This window comes from Comamonas sp. 26 (genome assembly GCF_002754475.1).
Lineage (GTDB): Bacteria > Pseudomonadota > Gammaproteobacteria > Burkholderiales > Burkholderiaceae_C > Comamonas.
Genome location: NZ_PEFL01000002.1, coordinates 354,243 through 372,735, shown reverse-complemented (window position 1 = coordinate 372,735; position 18,493 = coordinate 354,243). Strand labels below are relative to the sequence as shown.

Sequence of the window (18,493 nt, the reverse complement as noted above, 5' to 3'; positions counted from 1 at the left end):
AAAAAGGTTTCAGCATGGTTTTATGCTGAAAGAGACTGCCAGCAGGCGCTGGCAGCTCACTTTTTAAAGGCTTAGGCTTTGGTGCGCACTTCACCATCGCCATGCAGATTGCTGTCGCAACGGCCGCACAGGGTGGGGTGCTCGGGGTTCACGCCAACGTCTTCGCGGTAGTGCCAGCAGCGCTCGCACTTGGCGTTCTCGCTCACCTTCACTGTGGTTTGCAATGCATCGCCAGCCACCGCGTTGGCGGCCGAGGTGATGAAGACAAACTTCAGGTCATCCGCCAGCGATTGGAGCAAAGCCAGGTCTTCGGGCTGTGCGGACAGCGTGATTTCGGCCTGCAGGGACGAGCCCAGCTTGCCGTCGGCGCGCACGTTCTCGATGTCCTTGTTGACCACGTTGCGGATTTCGCACAGACGCGTCCACTTGGCCAGCAGGGCGTCGTCGCCTTCGGGCAGGTCGGTGAACTTCTCCAGGAAGATGGTTTCGCTGTTGCCAAAGATCTTCCAGGCTTCCTCGGCCGTGAAGGACAGGAAGGGGGCCATCCAGCGCAGCAGCGCATGGGTGATCTGGTGCAGTGCGGTCTGGGCCGAGCGGCGGGCCAGGCTCTTGGGCGCGCTGGTGTACAGGCGATCCTTGAGCACGTCCAGATAGAAGCCGCCCAGATCTTCCGAGCAGAACAGCTGAATCTTGGCGACCACGGGGTGGAACTCATAGACCTGATAGTGGCCGATGATTTCTTTTTGCAGTTGCGCCGCACGGGCCAGCGCGTACTGGTCGATCTCCAGCATGTCGCCATAGGCAACGGCATCGGTCATTACGTCAAAGTCGCTGACGTTGGCCAGCAAGAAGCGCAACGTGTTGCGGATGCGGCGGTAGCCATCCACCACGCGGGCCAGAATCTTGTCGTCGATACCCAGATCGCCCGAGTAATCGGTCGCGGCCACCCACAGGCGGATGATTTCAGCCCCCATCTTGTTGCTGACGTCTTGCGGCGCCACGGTGTTGCCCACAGACTTGGACATCTTCTTGCCCTGACCGTCCACGGTGAAACCATGGGTCAGCAGACCCTTGTACGGGGCGCGGCCAAAGATGGCTGAGGCTAGCAGCAGCGAAGAATGGAACCAGCCGCGGTGCTGATCGTGACCTTCCAGGTACAGATCGGCTTCCGGGCCCTGGTCGTGGTGCATGTCGTTGTGCGTGCCGCGCATCACATGCCAGAAGGTGCTGCCAGAATCGAACCACACTTCCAGAATGTCGGTGCTCTTGGTGTATTGCTTGGCTTCTTCAGCGCCCAGAATTTCTTCGGTCGTCACGCGGCTCCAGGCCTCGATGCCGCCTTGCTCGATCATGTCGGCCGCCTGGTCGATGATCTCCATGGTGCGCGGGTGCAGAGCGCCCGTGTCCACATGCAGGAAGAAGGGGATGGGCACGCCCCACGAGCGCTGGCGCGAGATGCACCAGTCGGGACGACCGGCGATCATGGAGCGCAGGCGGTCCTGGCCGTTTTGCGGGTAGAAATGGGTCTGCTCGATGGCGTCCAGCGCGATCTGGCGCAGAGTCTTTTCGGGCTTCTGAGCGGGGTCGGTGAACACTCCATCGCCTTCATCCATGCGGATGAACCATTGCGCTGCAGCGCGGTAGATGACGGGCGTCTTGTGGCGCCAGCAATGGGGGTAGCTGTGCTCAAGGCTGCTGGTGTCCATCAGGCGGTTGGCGACCTTCAGTGCATCCAGAATGACGGGCACAGCCTTCCAGATGTACTGGCCGCCGAACATGGGCAGATCGGCTGCGTACACGCCGTTGCCCTGCACGGGGTTCAGGATGTCCTTGTAGTCCATGCCGTTGCTGACACAGCTGTTGAAGTCATCCACGCCGTAGGCAGGGGCGGAGTGCACGATACCGGTGCCGTCGTCAGCCGTGGCGTAGTCGGCCAGGTACACGGGCGAGATGCGGTCAAAACCCTTGTCCACATGGGCCAGCGGGTGCTTGAAGGGCATGTGGTCGAGTGCCTTGCCCTGGGCGGTGGCAACTACGGTGCCTTCCAGCTTCCAGCGTGTCAGGCACTTTTCTACCAGGGCCGAGGCCACGATCAGCAGGCCACGCTCGGTCTCAACCAGGCTGTATTCCAGATCGGGGTTGACGTTCAGCGCCTGATTGGCGGGGATGGTCCAGGCCGTAGTCGTCCAGATGACGATAAAGGCTTCCTTGTCCAGTTGGGGCAGGCCAAAGGCTGCGGCCAGCTTGGCGGGCTCGGCAGCGGGGAACATCACATCCAGCGTCTGGCTTTGCTTGTCTTGGTATTCGATTTCGAATTCGGCCAGCGACGAGGCGCAGTCAAAGCACCAGTACACGGGCTTCAGACCACGGTACACAAAACCACGCTCCATCACCTTTTTCAAGGCGCGCAGCTCCAGCGCCTCGTTGGCGTAGTTCATGGTCTTGTAGGGGTTGTCCCAGTCACCCAGCACGCCCAGGCGCTTGAAGTCCACCATTTGCTGCTCGATCTGCTCGGTAGCAAAAGCGCGGCTCTTGGCCTGCATCTCGTCGCGGGGCAGGTTGCGGCCATGCAGCTTTTCGATGGCGTTTTCGATGGGCAGACCGTGGCAGTCCCAGCCGGGCACGTAGCGCGCGTCAAAACCTTCGAGCTGGCGGCTCTTGACGATCATGTCCTTCAAGATTTTGTTGACGGCATGGCCGATGTGGATCTTGCCGTTGGCGTAGGGGGGGCCGTCATGCAGGATGAACATGGGTGCGCCCTTGCGTGCCACGCGCAGCTTTTGATAGGTGCCCTGATCGTCCCACTCCTTGGCCCATGCCGGCTCGCGCTTGGGCAGGTCGCCGCGCATGGGGAAGGGGGTGTCGGGCATGTTCAGCGTGGCGCGATAGACGGACGCTTCGGGCTTGTTGGACTTCGAATCAGACATGGGAAACCTTGAGAGCAATACTGGGCCCGGGCAGTGCTGCCTGGGCGTGAATGATGAGGTGAGCGCCAGATGCGCTGCTGCGCCTTGGCGTGCGAGCAGCGAGCGTCAAATTCGGTCGCGCGTGGTCTGGCGACGAGTCTCTGTGTGTGCAGAAGTATGAGACGGCGTGTGGCCTGAGGCGAAAAACGCGTGCGCGTCATCGCAGTCCTTGGCGATGCCTGCCGTCAGGGCATCGAGACTGTCATACTTCAGCTCGTCGTGCAGTTTGTGCAGAAGTTCCACGCGGATGATTTTACCGTAGGCACCTTCCCCTCCCAGCTGTGCGGGCCAATCAAAGCAGTGGGTCTCCAGCAGCACGCGTCCGCCGTTGATGTCATTGGGGTCCAGAGAAGGGCGCACGCCCAGGTTGGCGACACCGCGCAGCGGCTGGTCCGACAGTCCATGCACCAGCACCGCAAAAATGCCGCTGGCCGCGGGTTTCCAGTGGTCAAAGCGCAAATTTAATGTGCGAAAGCCGTCATTGGCACCGTTTTGGGATTCGGCCAGTTTGCGGCCCAGTTTGCGGCCGTGAACCACATGGCCCGAGATTCTGTAGGGGTGGCCCAGCAGCTTGGCGGCTTGCTGCATATCGCCGGCCGCCAGGGCTGCGCGCACCTCGGTGCTGGAGACGCGCAGGCCGTGGACTTCATAGCTGTTCATGCGCGCCACATCAAAGCCCAGAGCCTGACCGGCGTTGTCCAGCATGGCGTAGTCGCCGGCGCGCTTGTTGCCAAAGCGGAAATCATCGCCCACCAGCACGTATCTGGCACCCAGGCCGGAAATCAGTACATCCTGAATAAAGTCTTCGGGGCGCTGGCTGGCCAGGGACTCGTTGAAGGGCAGGATCACGACCTGATCGACGCCGCAGATTTCGAGCTGGCTGAGCTTGTCGCGCAGCGTGCCCACGCGCGCCGGTGCCAGCTCGGGCTTGCCCAGCTTTTGCGCAAAGTAGTCGCGCGGGTGCGGCTCAAAGGTCATCGCGCAGCTGGGAATGCCACGCTGGGCGGCTTCTGCCTTGAGCAGGCCCAGCATGGCTTGATGTCCCCGGTGCACACCATCAAAATTGCCAATGGTCACGGCGCAGGCGGGGGCCAGTCCGGGATGATTTATACCGCGAAAAATCTTCATGGGCTGCTTTGTTATTTGTAGCAGCTAGCGCCTATGCATGCGGCGCAAGCCGTCTATTTGACATAATTTCAGAGTATATTGCTTCAATCAATGCAGCTGAGGAGGCTGCAAAAGAGCGCCAAGACGCTCTGCCGTTTTCTGTGGTCTTGTTGACTGACTGGAGGCGTGTTGTGAAAGTCTTGAAGCTGACAGCCCAAGGGCTGCCGCAGTCCTGGGTAACGCTAGAGCAAGCGGCGCTGCACTATGCAGCTGAAGATGTGCGCTGGGAAGCCGGTGCCGAAATCGCCTGTTTTCGGGGTGGCCACAATGCGGTGACCGGCAAGCAGTCAGTCATTCACATCAACTCCATCATTGGCACCAAGGGCATGCCCAGTATCAACCCGCACGAGCTGCTGCCGGGTCTGACCAACGGCAAGCTCTTTACGCGTGACCATTGCGTCTGTGCCTATTGCGGGCGTCAGTTCCATGAGGGCGACCTGACGCGCGAGCATATTCTTCCCGCAAGTGTCGGCGGCCAGAACACCTGGATGAATCTGGTCACCGCCTGCCGTGCCTGCAACCACCGCAAGGGTGCCAGAACGCCCGAGCAGGCGCGCATGCCGCTGCTCTACACCCCCTACACTCCCACACTGTGGGAAGACTTCATTTTGAGAAACCGCCGCATTCTGGCCGACCAGATGGAGTTTCTCGTCGCCCACGTGCCGCGTGGCTCGCGCTGGCGCAGTTGAGCAAGATAGTGGGAGTTTGCTGCGCTGGCTGAAAGCTCCCGGGGTCTGTGATTGAATTGGGGTTTATACCTATTTAGGTTTTCATGATCGTCAGAGATCGCCCATCGGGCTTCAGGCTGTTCTGGATTGTCCGGGGCTCGGTGCTGCAACGCATCAAAAGTGTGCTGGCCGTGAATGTTGTGCTTGCCGTCATCGTCACGGTGGCCCACGGCACCTTGTTTCACACCAAGATTCCCATCACGCCTATCCCGTTCACGCTGATTGGTCTGCCTCTGGCGATTTTTCTGGGCTTTCGCAACAACACCGCCTACTCGCGCTACTGGGAAGGGCGCAGGCTCTGGGGCGAAATCGTCATCTACGCGCGCACCCTGTCGCGCCAGTGCCAGAGTCTGATTGAATCCGATCACCCCATTGACCCGCGCCAGCGTGCCAACGATGTGCGCGTGCGCATGGTGCACCGCGCCGTGGCTTTTGCCCACGCGCTGCGCGCCCAGCTGCGCGGCCTGAATGACGATGTGGCGGCCCAGCAATGGCTGACCGATGACGAATGGCTGCGCTTGAAGCAATTGCCGCTGGGCCAGCGCACAGACGCCATTGTTCTGGCCATGGGGCAGGACCTGGGGCAATGCCTGAAGGACAAGCGCATCGATCCTTGTCTGGCGGTGTCGGTTGACAGGACGCTTAGCGGGTTCACCTCGGCTGCAGCATCCTGCGAGCGCATTCAGAACACGCCAATTCCCTTCTCTTACACCTTGCTGCTGCACCGCACGGCGCATCTCTACTGCTTCTTGCTGCCCTTTGGTCTGGTGGATATCACGGGCTTCATGACCCCCTTTGTGGTGGGCATCGTGGCCTATACCTTCTACGGTCTTGATGCCCTTGGCGATGAGCTGGAAGAGCCTTTTGGCATGGAGAGCAATGATCTGGCACTGGACTCCATGTGCCGTGGCATTGAGATCAGCCTGAGCCAGTCGTTGGGCGATCCGCAGGTGCCACCACCCCTCAAGCCGGTGGACTATCTGCTGACCTGAAGCCGCTGTGCTGAAAACAACAAAGCCCTGAACTCATCATTCAGGGCTTGGTTTTTGATAGCGCCTGGCGCTTGTGCTGCTTAGACGGTGGCGCGATCTTCATCCACGGCTTTTTGCCATGCTTCGTACAGATCCTCACCCGTATCACGCACGCGGTGGTTGATGACGGGCATCTCGCGCTTGTCTTCAGGGCGAGCCAGTTCGTCGTAGCCACGGGAGGCGGACAGGTCATAGGGCTTGCCCTCTTCGTTGGAGTAGGCGACAAAGACCTTCTTCACCCCGGCCAGCAGCATGGCCGTGTGGCACATGGTGCAGGGGTAGCCGCTGGCATACATCACCGAGCCGGACAGATCGGTGCTGGCTTGCTCCTTGGCGGCAATGCGCAGGGCCTGCATCTCGGCGTGGGCCGAAGGGTCGCACAGCTCATCGACCTGATTAACGGCGCGAGCCAGCACCTGGCCGTCACGCACCAGAACGGCTCCGAAGGGCCAGGTGGCGCGTTCGCGGCCTTTGACGTTGCCCATGGCCAGGCGGATGGACTCCAACAGGTACTTTTCGGTGTCTTGCGTGCTCATGCGTGTCTCCTTGATCTTGTGAATGGCGCAAAGATCATAGGAAGCGCAGAGCTGTGCATAGCGCATGCCTAAAGCAAAACAGCACGCCATAGCGTGCTGTTGACTTTTGCTTTTATGTTGAATGCAGTTGCCGTAATTTGCTATGTATTTCTGCGGCTTTCTAGGCGAAGACGCCAGCGCTGTCCTGCATGTGCGCAGACACAGTGCCCAGATGGTGCAGGGTGTCGCCGCCCGTCATCTCCATCTGCGTCAGGCGCTTGAAGTAGTGGCTGCCCACGTATTCATCGGTCACGCCAATGCCACCATGCAGTTGCACGGACTGCTGGCCCACATAACGCATGGACTGGCCCAGCTGCACCTTGGCGCGAGCCATGGCCAGATGGCGCTCTTCCGCCGGGGCGCTGAGCTTGAGCGTGCCGTAATAGCTCATGGATCGGGCCAGCTCCAGCAGCATCTTCATATCGGCCACGCGGTGGCGCAGGGCCTGAAAGCTGGAGATAGCAACGCCGAATTGCTTGCGCTGGTTCATGTACTCGGTGGTGAGCTTGAGCGTTTGCTCCATCACGCCGACACCTTCGGCGCACAGTGCGGCGTTGGCCACATCCTGCGCCAGCGTCAGTGCGGCGAGGCCGTTGCTGGTGATCAGCGTGGCGGGCGCTGCCTTGCAGACCAGATCGGCGGCGCGGGCTTCATCCTGAGTGACATAAGCCTTGGTTGACACCCCTTCGGCACCGTTTTCGACGAGGAAGAGCGCAATCTTGCCATCCAGCTGGGCAGGCACGATGAAGGTATCGGCTTTGTCGCCAGCAAGAACTATGTTTTTTGTAGCGTCTACCGTATAGCCGTTGGCAGTTTTATTGGCTTTTGAATCACAAACGTCAATACGGTAGCGCGCTTTGCGCTCCTGAGATGCGAGCACCACTAGTTTCTCGCCCTTTGCAATCTGGGGCAGCCAGCTTTGCTTGATGGCCTCGCTGCCAAACTGGCTGAGCAGGGCGCTGGCCACAAAAGCCTGAGTCAGCGGCTCCATCACCAGGCCGCGGCCCAGTTCTTCCATCACCACCATCACATCGACTGCGCCCTGACCCAGGCCGCCGTATTGCTCGGGCACGGTGAGAGCCGTCAATCCCAGTTCGGCCAGCTCGTTCCAGACCTCGCGCGAAAAGCCGCCTTGCTTGGCAATGCTCTGGCGGCGCTCGAAGGTATAGCCCTTGTCGATCCAGCGGGCCACGGCATCACGCAGTTGTTGCTGGTCGTCGGAAAAATCGAAATCCATATTTGTCTCCTGTGGCCTTTAGCCAAGAACCGTCTGAGCCACGATGTTTCGTTGTACCTCGTTCGAGCCGCCGTAAATGGTGGTCTTGCGCATATTGAAATAGGTGGCGGCCAGAGGGGCGTTGCTGAGCACGCCGCCGGGGAAGTCGCCTTGGTAGCCTGCCTCCATGGCTTCCTGCACATAGGGCAGGGCGTAGGGGCCGGCGGCTAGCATCATCAGCTCGGCATAGCGTTGCTGGATTTCGCTGCCCTTGATCTTGAGCAGACCGGCAATGTCGAGTGGGTTCTTGCCCGATTTCATGGCCGAGAGCACGCGCAGCACCAGCATCTCCAGCGCGATCACATCAATCTCCAGCAGGGCGATCTGATCGCGGAAGCGCTGGTCTTCCCACACGCCTTCGGCCTTGGCAATGCGCTTGACGCGTTCCAGCTCGCGCTTGGCGCGGTTCACGTCCGCAATATTGGTGCGCTCGTGGCTGAGCAGGTGCTTGGCGTAGGTCCAGCCCTTGTTTTCTTCACCGATCAACTGGTCGGCGGGTACTTCCACGTTGTCGAAGAAGACTTCGTTGACTTCATGGCCACCATCCAGCAGCTTGATGGGGCGCACGGTCACTCCGGGCGATTTCATGTCGATCAGCAAGAAGCTGATGCCAGTCTGGGGCTTGCCCTCGTTGCTGGTGCGCACCAGGCAGAAGATCCACTCACCGTACTGGCCAAGCGTGGTCCAGGTCTTCTGGCCATTGACGATGTATTTGTCACCCACGCGCTCGGCGCGGGTTTTGACGCTGGCCAGGTCAGAGCCCGAGCCGGGTTCGCTGTAGCCCTGGCTCCACCAGACTTCGCCGCTGGCAATGCCGGGCAGAAAGCGCTTGTGCTGCTCGGGTGTGCCGTAGGCCATGATGACCGGGGCCACCATCACCGGGCCGAAGGGCACGATGCGCGGCGTGCAGGCCAGAGCGCATTCTTCCTCGAATAAGTGCTTTTGCACGGCTGACCAGCCGGGGCCGCCAAATTCAGTGGGCCAGCCGTAACCGAGCCAGCCTTTTTTGCCCAGAATTTTGGCCCAGCGCTGCATGTCGTCACGCGTCAGGTGCAGATCGTTACGCACCTTGTGCGCAATATCCTCGGGCAGGTTTGCCCGCACCCAGGTGCGGATTTCATCGCGAAAAGCCTGTTCTTCAGGGGTGAATGCCAAGTCCATGCGGTGTCTCCAGAAAATCTGGATGTTTTGTAGCACGCACGTTCTTTTTCTTCCTGTCCGGGTCGTGACAAGGAAGGGTTCCCCCGAGGTTGTTGACCCCCCTGAGGCGCTTTGCGCCGTCCCCTGAGTGTGATGGCGGCCCTGCTGTCTCTGGCTTGGAGCGCGCCAGTTTTTTACATTTGATTGAAATATGTCTCTAGCGCTTATTCATCAAGCGCTAGCAGCTATCAATTTCAATGCGACGGCTTACTCAACTGGCGCTGTCTGGATGGCAGGTGGCTCCACGCCCAGTGATTCGCACAGCATCTGCACGGTGGCGCGCAACTGAGCCACTTCCGCTTCCAGCGTATCCACGCGTTGCTGCAGGGCAGATGCATTGCCGCCGCCCGTGCCACCGCTGGCGCTGGCTGCGCTTTGCAGGGCGGCTACATCGACCGGGCCGCAGAGCAGATGGGCCCAGCGCGATTCGCGGGCACCGGGCGCACGGGGCAGCAGTACGACCAGCGGGCCGCCTTTTTCTTCGCTGCGCTCGCGCAGTTCATCCAGAAATGCCTCGACCGAGGAGATATCGGCAAAGCGGTGCCAGCGTTCGGAGTTGATGCGCAGCTCGCCCGCCGTCTGGGGGCCGCGCAGCATCAAGAGGGCCAGCAGCACGGCGGATTGGTCGGGCACGCCGATGCCGCGGGGAAAGTTGTGCTCCCAGCGGGTTGAGCGGGTGCCGCTGATCTGCACGGCGAGCGTCTTCATGCGCAGGTTGTCCAGCGCTTCCTGGGCTTCGCCTTCGCTGATTTCCATCACCGGGTCGCGGCTGGACTTCTGGTTGCAGCCGGTGATGAGGCTGTTGAGCGTGAGCGGATAGCTATCCGGTACGGTGCGGGCCTTTTCCATCAGCGTGGCCAGAACGCGGGCCTCAATGGGAGTGAGGGGGATGTTGCGTGGGTCAAAAGGCATGTTGTCTCCTCAAAAGTCTAGAACGGCGCACGGGAACGGCTGCAAGCCACCAAGGGTTAGCCCGTCAATGCGACAATCGCCGCCCATGAAAAACATCGTGATCCTGATCTCGGGCGGCGGCTCGAACATGGCCGCCATTGTGCGTGCATCCCAGCAGCAGAACTGGGCAAAGCAGTACAACGCCCGGGTCGCGGCCGTGGTCAGCAACAAGGCTGAGGCCAAAGGACTGGTCTTTGCGCGCGATAACGGCATCGCCACCGAGGTGCTGGATCACAAACAGTTTGATAGCCGTGAGGCCTTTGATGCCGAGCTGATGCAGGTGATTGACCGCCATGCGCCCGATCTGGTGGTGCTGGCTGGCTTTATGCGCATTCTGACGCCCGGCTTTGTGGCGCATTACGAAGGTCGCCTCATCAACATCCACCCCTCGCTGCTGCCCGCCTTTACGGGCCTGCACACCCATCAGCGCGCCATTGATGCAGGTTGCAAGTTTGCAGGCTGCACCGTGCACCGCGTGACGGCTGAGCTGGATGTGGGCCCGATTCTGGAGCAAGCCGTGGTGCCTGTGCTGCCCGGCGATACAGCCGACCTGCTGGCCGCGCGCGTGCTGGTGCAAGAGCACGCCATTTACCCGCGTGCGGTGCTTGATCTGATCAAGAGCTAAATCAGATTTGATAGCTGCTAGCGCTTATTGAATAAGCGCTAGCAGCCATTTTTATGCCAATTTCTGTTGCTCTTCCGGCAGACGGCGAAAGCGTGGCTGCTCCACGCCATCAATCACCACGGTTTCATTAAACATTGCGGCAGGGCGCACCCACAGGCCACGTTCGCCATACAGGGCGCGGTACAGCGTAAGAGGCTCCAGCGTTTCGCTGTGGCGCACGGTGTCAATCACTTCATAGGGCATGCCTTTGTAATGTTCGTACAGGCCGGGCGGGGTGGTGATGAGGGGCGGCAGGTTGTGGTCGGACATGATGTTTTTAAAAGATGAGCGGTTAGTGCATGCTCTAAAAGGGCTAGAGCCTGTTTTTACTATGAATCTTCGTTGACGCTTGGGGCCATAGATTTCTGGCGCAAGCCAAGGCCAGGGTGACAGTGGGACAATTGGGGCTATGCATCCCAAACAGCTTCTCGACGCTTGCGCTGAACTCGTCAAGCGCGCCATGACTTTTGAACACGCGGCTGATTCCGTGGTGTCTTACTTCTTCCGCGAAAACCGTTACCTCGGCCCGCGTGAGCGCGCCACTCTGGCCGAAACCACTTACACCGTGCTGCGCAAGAAGCTGTTGTTTGAAGGCCTGGCACATTCCGGCAGCGGCCCGCGTGAGCGCCGTCTGGCCATTCTCGGCTTTGCTGCTGTCCTGCGTGAGCAGGGCAAGAAGCAAGGCAACGTCAAGAACAAGGACGGCCAGGACAGCGAGACCTTTATCAAGGCTGCGCTGACGCCTCAGGAACTCAAGTGGCTGGACGCTTGCGACAACATCAAGCCTGAAGAGCTGATGGAATCCCACCGCCACAACCTGCCCGAGTGGCTGGTTGAGCCGCTCAAGGCCCAGGTGGGTGACGAATTTTGGGCCTTGGCTGCGAGCATGGAAAAGGCTGCGCCGCTGGACTTGCGCGTCAACGCCCTGAACGACAAGCCCGCTGAAGTGCGCAAAGAACTGGAAAAAGCTGGCATCAAGGCCAAGCCCACACCGTTCTCGCCACTGGGTCTGCGTGTCGATGGCAAGCCTGCGCTGGCCAAGGTCGATGCCTTCAATCGTGGTGCGATTGAGGTGCAGGACGAAGGCTCGCAACTGCTAGCACTGATGCTGGATGCCAAGCGCGGCGAGATGGTGGTGGACTTTTGCGCCGGTGCCGGCGGCAAGACTCTGGCGATTGGCGCTTCCATGCGCAACACCGGCCGCCTGTATGCGTTTGACGTGTCGGGTCACCGCCTGGATGCACTCAAGCCACGTCTGGCGCGCTCGGGTCTGTCCAATGTGCACCCCGCAGCCATTGCTCATGAGCGTGATGAACGCGTCAAGCGCCTGGCCGGCAAGATTGACCGCGTGCTGGTGGATGCGCCTTGCTCGGGCTTGGGTACCTTGCGTCGCAACCCTGACCTGAAGTGGCGCCAAAGCCCCAAGGCCGTGGAAGAGCTGACTGTCAAGCAGGCCGCTATTCTGGAAAGCAGCGCCCGTCTGGTCAAGGCCGGTGGCCGCCTGATCTACGCTACTTGCTCCATCCTGCCGCAGGAAAACGAAGCCATTGCCGAAGCCTTCAGCGCTGCTCACCCTGAGTTTGAGCCCTTGAATGCTGCCGACGTGCTGGAGCAGCTGAAGATTGCCGATGGCGACAAGCTGTGCAGCGGTGGAGGTGACGGTAAGCGCTATCTGCGCCTGTGGCCGCATCAGCACGAAACTGACGGGTTTTTCGCCGCTGTTTGGGTGAAGAAAGCGTAACTTCAGTGCAAATCCGGTATCAGCTGTCAGGGTATCAGCAGTAGGCTTGTAAGCAGCTCACCTAAAATTGCACGACCGTGCTTTATAAGGTAGAGCATGGTTTTTTGCCAAAGGCTTTGTTATTTATGTCGCTGGATATTGGCTTGCTCTGGAATGAAGTCGTGGAATGGATGGCCAACGGGCTGTGGGATCTGTCATGGTGGCAGTTGCTGCTGTACACCTTGATCACCACCCATTTCACGATTGCGGGTGTCACGATTTTTCTGCACCGCAGTCAGGCGCACCGGGCTCTGGATCTGGGGCCTGTGCCTTCCCATTTCTTCCGTTTCTGGCTTTGGCTGGGTACGGGCATGGTGACCAAGGAATGGGTGGCCATTCACCGCAAACACCACGCCAAGTGCGAAACCGTGGACGACCCTCACAGCCCGCAGACGCGTGGCCTGAGCAAAGTCATGCGCGAAGGCGCTGAGCTGTACCGCAGCGAAGCCAAGAATACGGAAACGATCAAGAAGTTTGGCCATGGCACGCCCGATGACTGGCTGGAGCGCAATCTGTACTCCAAGCACTCGGTCTGGGGCCCCACGCTGATGCTGATTCTGAATTTGGCGCTGTTCGGCGTCATCGGCATGAGCATCTGGGCGGTGCAGATGGTCTGGATTCCCTTCTGGGCCGCTGGCGTGGTCAATGGCTTAGGCCATTTCTGGGGCTATCGCAATTACGAGGCAACGGACGCCTCCACCAACCTGTCGCCCTGGGGAATCATCATTGGTGGTGAAGAGCTTCACAACAACCACCATACGTATCCAACGTCGGCCAAGTTCTCGGTCAAGCCCTATGAGTTTGATATTGGCTGGCTCTATATCAGCATCATGCAGAAGTTGGGCTGGGCCAAGGTCAAGAAGACGCCGCCGCGCCTGCGCATGGGCGCGGTCAAGCCGGTGGCTGATGAGTTGACTCTGGAAGCCATCATCGCCAACCGCTACGAAGTCATGGCCCGCTATGCGCGCGGCGTGCGCTCTGCTGTTCAGCAAGAGCTGGACTTGCTCAAGCAAAAGCAGGCGCAAAAATCAGATGTTTCTTTACTCAAGGGTGTTCAGCGCTGGCTGCATCGTGATGCAGAAAAAGTGCCAGAGCGCGCACAAGGCCAGTTGGCGCAGGCGCGGGCCGCCCACCCGGTGATTGATCAGATGTTGACCATGCGTGAAGAGCTGCGCCAGCTGTGGCTGAATACCACGCTGAGCCGCGAGCAACTGACCAGTCAGCTGCAGGCTTGGTGCCAGCGTGCAGAAGCCAGTGGTATTGCCGCGCTCAAAGACTTCTCGGTCAAGCTGCGCGCTGCCCGCGCCTGAAGCTGCTCCAGCTGAGACTGCGCATGCTCAGTACCTGCCGCCAGGTTTTGGCCGGTGTGGAGTTCAGGCCCGGAGGCTGGTCATTTTTAGCAAGCTGCACTGCTTCTTCGATGGGAGTAGTGCAGCTTTGCTGAATCTGGGGCTGATGAACCTGCACTTGGGCATGACCCGCTTGCCGGGTGCTCAGTTGTACCCAGGTATTTGAGGGTGAGCGCCAGCTCTGGCCCGTGTGCAGCACCATGAGCTGGCCGAAATGGTTGTCGGTAAAGCTCAAGGGGCCGATGGCCAGTTGCAACGGTCCTTGTTGGCAGAACAGTTCGTGGCCTTGAGGCAGATGCAGTGACAAGGCCTGACCGCTGCGAAGCTGGTACTGTGATGGCGTGCTTTGAGGGCAATGCATGGGATTTTTGTCAGAAGTGTTCCAAGCCTCAAGCGTAGGTTTGACACGGCTTGCGCAACAGGTACAGCGCACAAGTTGCCAAGGCGTATCAGTGCAGATCGGGGTTGCCCTGTTCTGCCTTGTTTGCGGTGATTCTGTATCTGTTGCAGAACAGGTCTTGCTGGCATGATGCAGGCCCAGCAGCTCGCACCGTCACCATGCTGACTTCCGCCACTCTTGATTCGTCATTCGCCAACAGCCAGGCCAATAGCCCGGCATTGCCGCTGTATCAGCGGCTGGCTGCCAACTACAGCGCCGCCATGGCGCTGGGAACCTTGAAACCCGGCGAGCGCATGCCCTCGGTGCGTGAGCTGATGGTGCGGCATGAGGTCAGTCTGTCCACGGCTTTGCAGGTGCTGCGCTATTTGGAAGAGAACGGCTATCTTGAAGCCCGGCCTCGCGTGGGCTATTTCGTGCGCGAAACGGGGGCAGTTGCCACAGTGCCTTTGACGAGCGAGCCCGACTTGAGCCAGCCTGTGCAGCCCAACCCCTATGCGCATTTTGTGGGCATCAATGAGCATATTTCGCTGCTGCTGGAGCGTGGTCGCCAGTCGGATGTGTATATGGATATCGGCGGCTGCACGCCCCCTGCCGCGCTGTTCGACCACCATTACCTGAATAAGACCGTGACGCGGCTGTTGCGCGAGCACCCGACGCTGCTTTCGCAAGGCCGCTCTTTGCTGGCCAATCAGGGCAATCATCCCCAGTTTCAGCAGGCCATGGCGCGCAGGGCGCTGGCCGCCGGGATACGCGTGGCCCCGGCGGATGTGCTGGCTACGACGGGTAATTCAGAAGGAGTGAGTCTGGCATTGGCGGCCGTGGCTTCGCCAGGTGATCTGGTGGCGGTCGAGTCACCCACTTATTACGGGCTGCTGCAGGTGGTGGAGTCGCTGCAGCTGCAAACCCTGGAGATTCCCTGCAGTCCGCGCACAGGCATGTCCATCGAGGCGCTGGAGCTGGCATTTCAGACCCAGCCACGGCTGAAGGCCGTGGTGGTGGTGCCGGAATTGCAGATGCCGCTGGGTGCCCGCATGCCTGACGAGAACAAGGCCAGGCTGGTCGCCCTGTGCGCTGCGCATGGCGCTGCGCTGATTGAGGATGATTCCTACGGCCTGTTCGTGGAGGGGCAGCAGGCCGTCAAGCCGCTCAAAGCCTGGGACAGTGTCTCGGGTCATGTGATCTACTGCCAGGCTTTCAACAAGAGTCTGGCACCGGGTCTGCGCCAGGGTTGGATGAATGGCGGCCAGTGGCATGGTCGGGTGCAAATGCTCAAATTTGCGCAAAGCCGCAATACCCAGACGCTGGGGCAGCTCGTGGTGGCCGAGGTGCTGGGCTCGCCCACGCATCAGCGCAGTCTGGAAAAGCTCAGGCAGCAGCTGAAGAAGCAGCGTGAATCCATGGCCAGACTGGTGGCCAGATTTTTTCCCTTGAGCACGCGCATGAGCCTGCCTGCAGGGGGGCTGTGTTTGTGGCTGGAGTTTCCCGCAGAAATGCGCACCTCGGAGCTGTTCACGGCGGCCCTGAACAAGGGCATCAGGATTGCGCCGGGCAGCATGTTTTCCAACTCTGGTCGCTACGAGAACTGCATGCGCTTGGCCTGCACCCATCCGGTCGACGAACTCATGGAGAGGGCGATGCAGGATCTCGGAGCGATGGCTTGCCGACAACTGGGGCAGGCTCCGCGTAGCTAGAGCGGCCCTGTGTGTTTATTTCGCTAGCTGACCGGCCATGCACTGGCGCAGGAACTCACGGGCCTTGGCTCCCTCTTTGTAGAAGGTGTTGATAACCTCCTTGCCTTCGACAGAGACCTTGAAGCGGGATTCTTCCTCTTCCCCAAGCTCTTTGACCAGCGCTTCGGATCCGCCAAGCGCATAGACGATGGCTCCCCATTTGCCATTGGACATGGTGTAGTTGATGGCTCCAACCTCTTGGGGCTTGTCCTGGTTCTGGGTCAGCGTGGTTCTGACCTTGCGCGGGCTAGCGGGTTGAGGAATGTCCATGCCCAGAAAAGTCAGCAGGGCACCGTTGTGTTTGGCTGTGGGGCCTGAAAGCTGAACGGCACCGGAGATGTTGCCGAAAATCGCCGCACATTCAAGACCCGAGCGCGGGTTTTTCTCGTCATGCGAAAACATCCAGTAGCCCTTGCGCAGTTTCTGGTACTGCGGGTCCTGTGCAATTCTCTGCCCTTCCTTGACCAGCTCCTGCCCCTCTCGCAATAGCTCGATCTGACTCCGTACCAAGCCGCCAAGGGCATCTGCGGGGGACGGATCGGCGCGTTGGGTGGTTGCGGGCGCTGTGCTGAACTGTTCGCAGACAGGCACGGAAGCTAGGCCTGGTGAGCCGCCTGTCATGCCGACCTGGCGCTGGCCGGGGCCGGGGCCCGTGGGGCAGATGAAAGTCTGACTGAAGACGGCTGGCGACACGGCAAGCGAAAAAAGCAATGTGCTCAGCGTCTTGCGATTCATGTGATCCATCCCTATTCGTTGCAAAGCACCCAGTATAGAGAGGGTCCTGGCCCGAGCTGTTGCACCGCTGCCAGCATAAAAAAACCGCCTGCACTTGCGTGAGGCGGTTTTTCAAGAAACAGGCTGAATTACTTCAGCTTGGTTTCCTTGTACTCGACGTGCTTGCGAGCCTTGGGGTCGAACTTGATGATCGACATCTTTTCAGGCATCGTCTTCTTGTTCTTGGTTGTGGTGTAGAAGTGACCGGTGCCAGCAGTAGAAGCCAGCTTGATCTTTTCGCGTCCGCCTTTGGAAGCCATGTTGATTCTCCTTTAGTGGAAATTAAGCTTGGCCACGGGCGCGCATATCTGCGAGCACGGAGTCGATGCCGTTCTTGTCGATCAAACGCAGAGCAGCGCTGGAAACGCGCAGGCGCACCCAACGGTTTTCTGTTTCGACCCAGAAACGACGGTACTGCAGGTTAGGCAGGAAACGACGCTTGGTCTTGTTGTTGGCGTGGGAAACGTTGTTGCCCACCATGGGCTTCTTGCCCGTAACTTCACATACGCGTGCCATTTGGACACTCCGATAGTTGAATCGGCTGCCAGCGCTGCCATCCTGCATTGCGCAGAAGGTGCCGACAACCTCACCTCGCCAGTTTGTAATGGGTGGCGGTAGCCCGATTGCGGAAGTCCCGATGGCACAAAGTGCATAAAGCACTTGGTCTGTACTACCTTGAATTCAGCAAAGTCTGCGATTATAGCGTTTTCAGTAAAAAGCCCCTGAGGCGGGCCAAAGAAGGCCAAGCTCAAGGGCTTTTGTGAGCGCCATTAATAACGGCGCTTGCTGTCTATCAGGACTCTTGCTCCAGGAAACGCTGTGCGTCGAGGGCTGCCATGCAGCCCGTGCCAGCGCTGGTGATGGCTTGGCGGTACACATGGTCCTGGCAGTCGCCAGCGGCAAACACGCCGGGCACGCTAGTCTGTGTGGCAAAGCCTTTGAGGCCGCCTTGGGTGACGATGTAGCCGTTTTCCAGCTCCAGCTGGCCCTGGAAGATGTCGGTGTTGGGGTGGTGGCCAATGGCAATGAAGGCCCCCAGCAGCTTGATTTCTTCGGTGTGGCCGTCCTGCGTGCTCTTGATGCGGATGCCAGTCACGCCGCTCTGGTCGCCCAGCACTTCATCCAGCGTGAAGTGGGTTTTGAGCTCGATCTTGCCTTCCTTGACCTTGGCCATCAGCTTGTCGACCAGAATGGGTTCAGCCTTGAACTTGTCGCGGCGGTGTACCAGAGTGACCTTGCTGGCGATGTTGGACAGGTACAGCGCTTCTTCCACTGCAGTGTTGCCGCCGCCGATGACGCAGACAGGCTGTTCACGGTAGAAGAACCCGTCGCAGGTGGCGCAGGCAGAAACGCCGCGGCCCATGAAGGCTTCTTCAGAGGGCAGGCCCAGATACTTGGCCGATGCGCCGGTCGCAAGAATCAGTGAGTCGCAGGTGTAAGTGCCGCTGTCACCAGTCAGTGTGAACGGGCGCTTGGAGAAGTCGACCTTGTTGATGTGATCGAACACGATTTCAGTCTTGAAGCGCTCTGCGTGCTCCTGAAAGCGCTGCATCAGCTCGGGACCCTGCACGCCCATCACATCGGCTGGCCAGTTGTCCACTTCGGTGGTGGTCATCAGCTGGCCGCCTTGGGCCATGCCAGTGATCAGCAGCGGATTAAGGTTGGCGCGGGCGGCGTACACGGCGGCCGTGTAGCCAGCAGGGCCGGAGCCCAGGATGAGAACTTGTGCGTGTTTGGTGGAGGACATGAAGCGTGACTCTGAAAATAAGCAGGCCGACAACCGGCGCGCAGTCATGAAAGCATTGAAAAGGTATGGGAGTATCGCTCCGTATCAAGGACTGTGTGCTCTGCTGTTTTTAATCACTGCAATTGTTAAAAATGATAGTGAGTAAGCGTTTATTT

The 18,493-nt window shown here is 59.6% G+C and carries 18 protein-coding genes; 6 read left to right on the top strand and 12 right to left on the bottom strand.

The genetic code is table 11. The features are described from left to right. Positions 1-71: 71 nt before the first annotated feature. Positions 72-2,927 carry an isoleucine--tRNA ligase gene (gene ileS, locus CLU84_RS16250; RefSeq protein ID WP_099738386.1) on the bottom strand — a complete coding sequence of 952 codons (2,856 nt, stop codon included), beginning with the start codon at positions 2,925-2,927 and terminating at the stop codon, positions 72-74. A gap of 105 nt (positions 2,928-3,032) precedes the next feature. Beyond that, entirely contained in the window at positions 3,033-4,094 is a 1,062-nt protein-coding gene (locus CLU84_RS16245) for a bifunctional riboflavin kinase/FAD synthetase (protein ID WP_099738384.1), read from the bottom strand. A gap of 170 nt (positions 4,095-4,264) precedes the next feature. Here CLU84_RS16245 and CLU84_RS16240 point away from each other — a divergent pair, with 170 nt between their 5' ends. Together CLU84_RS16240 and CLU84_RS16235 are read left to right on the top strand one after the other, a co-directional pair. Continuing rightward, positions 4,265-4,822, top strand: a complete 558-nt coding sequence (locus tag CLU84_RS16240) for an HNH endonuclease (protein ID WP_099738382.1) — start codon at positions 4,265-4,267, stop codon at positions 4,820-4,822. An 83-nt stretch (positions 4,823-4,905) separates the two neighbouring features. Continuing rightward, positions 4,906-5,853 carry a bestrophin family protein gene (locus CLU84_RS16235; protein WP_099738380.1) on the top strand — a complete coding sequence of 316 codons (948 nt, stop codon included), beginning with the start codon at positions 4,906-4,908 and terminating at the stop codon, positions 5,851-5,853. 80 nt (positions 5,854-5,933) lie between these two features. Here CLU84_RS16235 and CLU84_RS16230 read toward each other — a convergent pair whose 3' ends face one another. The 4 genes from CLU84_RS16230 to CLU84_RS16215 all read right to left on the bottom strand — a co-directional run bounded on the left by CLU84_RS16230 (position 5,934) and on the right by CLU84_RS16215 (position 9,855). Continuing rightward, positions 5,934-6,428 carry a nucleoside deaminase gene (locus tag CLU84_RS16230; protein ID WP_099739080.1) on the bottom strand — a complete coding sequence of 165 codons (495 nt, stop codon included), beginning with the start codon at positions 6,426-6,428 and terminating at the stop codon, positions 5,934-5,936. Between the two features lie 160 nt (positions 6,429-6,588). Continuing rightward, complete coding sequence (locus CLU84_RS16225; protein WP_099738378.1) at positions 6,589-7,704, bottom strand: acyl-CoA dehydrogenase family protein; 1,116 nt, start codon at positions 7,702-7,704, stop codon at positions 6,589-6,591. Between the two features lie 18 nt (positions 7,705-7,722). Next, positions 7,723-8,904 carry an acyl-CoA dehydrogenase family protein gene (locus CLU84_RS16220; protein WP_099738376.1) on the bottom strand — a complete coding sequence of 394 codons (1,182 nt, stop codon included), beginning with the start codon at positions 8,902-8,904 and terminating at the stop codon, positions 7,723-7,725. A 246-nt stretch (positions 8,905-9,150) separates the two neighbouring features. Beyond that, entirely contained in the window at positions 9,151-9,855 is a 705-nt protein-coding gene (locus tag CLU84_RS16215) for a YceH family protein (RefSeq protein WP_099738373.1), read from the bottom strand. Positions 9,856-9,940: 85 nt separating this feature from the next. Between CLU84_RS16215 and purN the strand changes: the two genes are divergently transcribed. After that, entirely contained in the window at positions 9,941-10,519 is a 579-nt protein-coding gene (gene purN / locus CLU84_RS16210) for a phosphoribosylglycinamide formyltransferase (RefSeq protein WP_099739078.1), read from the top strand. A gap of 51 nt (positions 10,520-10,570) precedes the next feature. Here the strand turns inward: purN and CLU84_RS16205 are convergent, their stop codons facing one another. Beyond that, positions 10,571-10,828, bottom strand: coding sequence for a DUF1653 domain-containing protein (locus CLU84_RS16205; protein WP_099738371.1), 258 nt, complete (start codon positions 10,826-10,828; stop codon positions 10,571-10,573). 139 nt (positions 10,829-10,967) lie between these two features. Here CLU84_RS16205 and CLU84_RS16200 point away from each other — a divergent pair, with 139 nt between their 5' ends. After that, complete coding sequence (locus CLU84_RS16200; protein WP_099738369.1) at positions 10,968-12,299, top strand: RsmB/NOP family class I SAM-dependent RNA methyltransferase; 1,332 nt, start codon at positions 10,968-10,970, stop codon at positions 12,297-12,299. A gap of 125 nt (positions 12,300-12,424) precedes the next feature. Next, positions 12,425-13,648, top strand: a complete 1,224-nt coding sequence (locus CLU84_RS16195) for a fatty acid desaturase (protein WP_099738367.1) — start codon at positions 12,425-12,427, stop codon at positions 13,646-13,648. On the opposite strand, the gene CLU84_RS16190 is transcribed toward CLU84_RS16195, so the two are convergent. Then, a complete protein-coding gene (locus CLU84_RS16190; RefSeq protein WP_099738365.1) occupies positions 13,623-14,048 on the bottom strand; it encodes a hypothetical protein in 426 nt (141 codons plus the stop codon). The genes CLU84_RS16195 and CLU84_RS16190 overlap by 26 nt on opposite strands. Before the next feature lie 197 nt (positions 14,049-14,245). On the opposite strand from CLU84_RS16190, the gene CLU84_RS16185 reads away from it, so the two are divergent. Further along, complete coding sequence (locus CLU84_RS16185; RefSeq protein WP_099739076.1) at positions 14,246-15,778, top strand: PLP-dependent aminotransferase family protein; 1,533 nt, start codon at positions 14,246-14,248, stop codon at positions 15,776-15,778. A gap of 15 nt (positions 15,779-15,793) precedes the next feature. Here the strand turns inward: CLU84_RS16185 and CLU84_RS16180 are convergent, their stop codons facing one another. The 4 genes from CLU84_RS16180 to trxB all read right to left on the bottom strand — a co-directional run bounded on the left by CLU84_RS16180 (position 15,794) and on the right by trxB (position 18,338). Then, a complete protein-coding gene (locus tag CLU84_RS16180) occupies positions 15,794-16,552 on the bottom strand; it encodes a hypothetical protein (protein WP_099739074.1) in 759 nt (252 codons plus the stop codon). 128 nt (positions 16,553-16,680) lie between these two features. After that, on the bottom strand, positions 16,681-16,851 hold the full coding sequence (gene rpmG, locus CLU84_RS16175; RefSeq protein ID WP_054067538.1) for a 50S ribosomal protein L33: 171 nt from the start codon (positions 16,849-16,851) through the stop codon (positions 16,681-16,683). Between the two features lie 22 nt (positions 16,852-16,873). Beyond that, positions 16,874-17,107, bottom strand: a complete 234-nt coding sequence (gene rpmB, locus CLU84_RS16170) for a 50S ribosomal protein L28 (protein WP_066539714.1) — start codon at positions 17,105-17,107, stop codon at positions 16,874-16,876. A 277-nt stretch (positions 17,108-17,384) separates the two neighbouring features. Continuing rightward, positions 17,385-18,338: a thioredoxin-disulfide reductase gene (trxB, locus tag CLU84_RS16165; protein WP_099738363.1), complete on the bottom strand. Its 954-nt coding sequence runs from the start codon at positions 18,336-18,338 to the stop codon at positions 17,385-17,387. Between the last annotated feature and the right edge of the window lie 155 nt (positions 18,339-18,493).

What these genes read in the sequence shown, in the direction of transcription:
- rpmB (WP_066539714.1), bottom strand. Translation starts at nt 17,107, where the DNA reads ATGGCACGCGTATGTGAAGTTACGGGCAAGAAGCCCATGGTGGGCAAC.
- CLU84_RS16235 (WP_099738380.1), top strand. Translation starts at nt 4,906, where the DNA reads ATGATCGTCAGAGATCGCCCATCGGGCTTCAGGCTGTTCTGGATTGTC.
- trxB (WP_099738363.1), bottom strand. Translation starts at nt 18,338, where the DNA reads ATGTCCTCCACCAAACACGCACAAGTTCTCATCCTGGGCTCCGGCCCT.
- CLU84_RS16185 (WP_099739076.1), top strand. Translation starts at nt 14,246, where the DNA reads ATGCTGACTTCCGCCACTCTTGATTCGTCATTCGCCAACAGCCAGGCC.
- CLU84_RS16200 (WP_099738369.1), top strand. Translation starts at nt 10,968, where the DNA reads ATGCATCCCAAACAGCTTCTCGACGCTTGCGCTGAACTCGTCAAGCGC.
- ileS (WP_099738386.1), bottom strand. Translation starts at nt 2,927, where the DNA reads ATGTCTGATTCGAAGTCCAACAAGCCCGAAGCGTCCGTCTATCGCGCC.
- CLU84_RS16245 (WP_099738384.1), bottom strand. Translation starts at nt 4,094, where the DNA reads ATGAAGATTTTTCGCGGTATAAATCATCCCGGACTGGCCCCCGCCTGC.
- CLU84_RS16180 (WP_099739074.1), bottom strand. Translation starts at nt 16,552, where the DNA reads ATGAATCGCAAGACGCTGAGCACATTGCTTTTTTCGCTTGCCGTGTCG.
- rpmG (WP_054067538.1), bottom strand. Translation starts at nt 16,851, where the DNA reads ATGGCTTCCAAAGGCGGACGCGAAAAGATCAAGCTGGCTTCTACTGCT.
- CLU84_RS16225 (WP_099738378.1), bottom strand. Translation starts at nt 7,704, where the DNA reads ATGGATTTCGATTTTTCCGACGACCAGCAACAACTGCGTGATGCCGTG.
- CLU84_RS16195 (WP_099738367.1), top strand. Translation starts at nt 12,425, where the DNA reads ATGTCGCTGGATATTGGCTTGCTCTGGAATGAAGTCGTGGAATGGATG.
- purN (WP_099739078.1), top strand. Translation starts at nt 9,941, where the DNA reads ATGAAAAACATCGTGATCCTGATCTCGGGCGGCGGCTCGAACATGGCC.
- CLU84_RS16190 (WP_099738365.1), bottom strand. Translation starts at nt 14,048, where the DNA reads ATGCATTGCCCTCAAAGCACGCCATCACAGTACCAGCTTCGCAGCGGT.
- CLU84_RS16215 (WP_099738373.1), bottom strand. Translation starts at nt 9,855, where the DNA reads ATGCCTTTTGACCCACGCAACATCCCCCTCACTCCCATTGAGGCCCGC.
- CLU84_RS16205 (WP_099738371.1), bottom strand. Translation starts at nt 10,828, where the DNA reads ATGTCCGACCACAACCTGCCGCCCCTCATCACCACCCCGCCCGGCCTG.
- CLU84_RS16220 (WP_099738376.1), bottom strand. Translation starts at nt 8,904, where the DNA reads ATGGACTTGGCATTCACCCCTGAAGAACAGGCTTTTCGCGATGAAATC.
- CLU84_RS16230 (WP_099739080.1), bottom strand. Translation starts at nt 6,428, where the DNA reads ATGAGCACGCAAGACACCGAAAAGTACCTGTTGGAGTCCATCCGCCTG.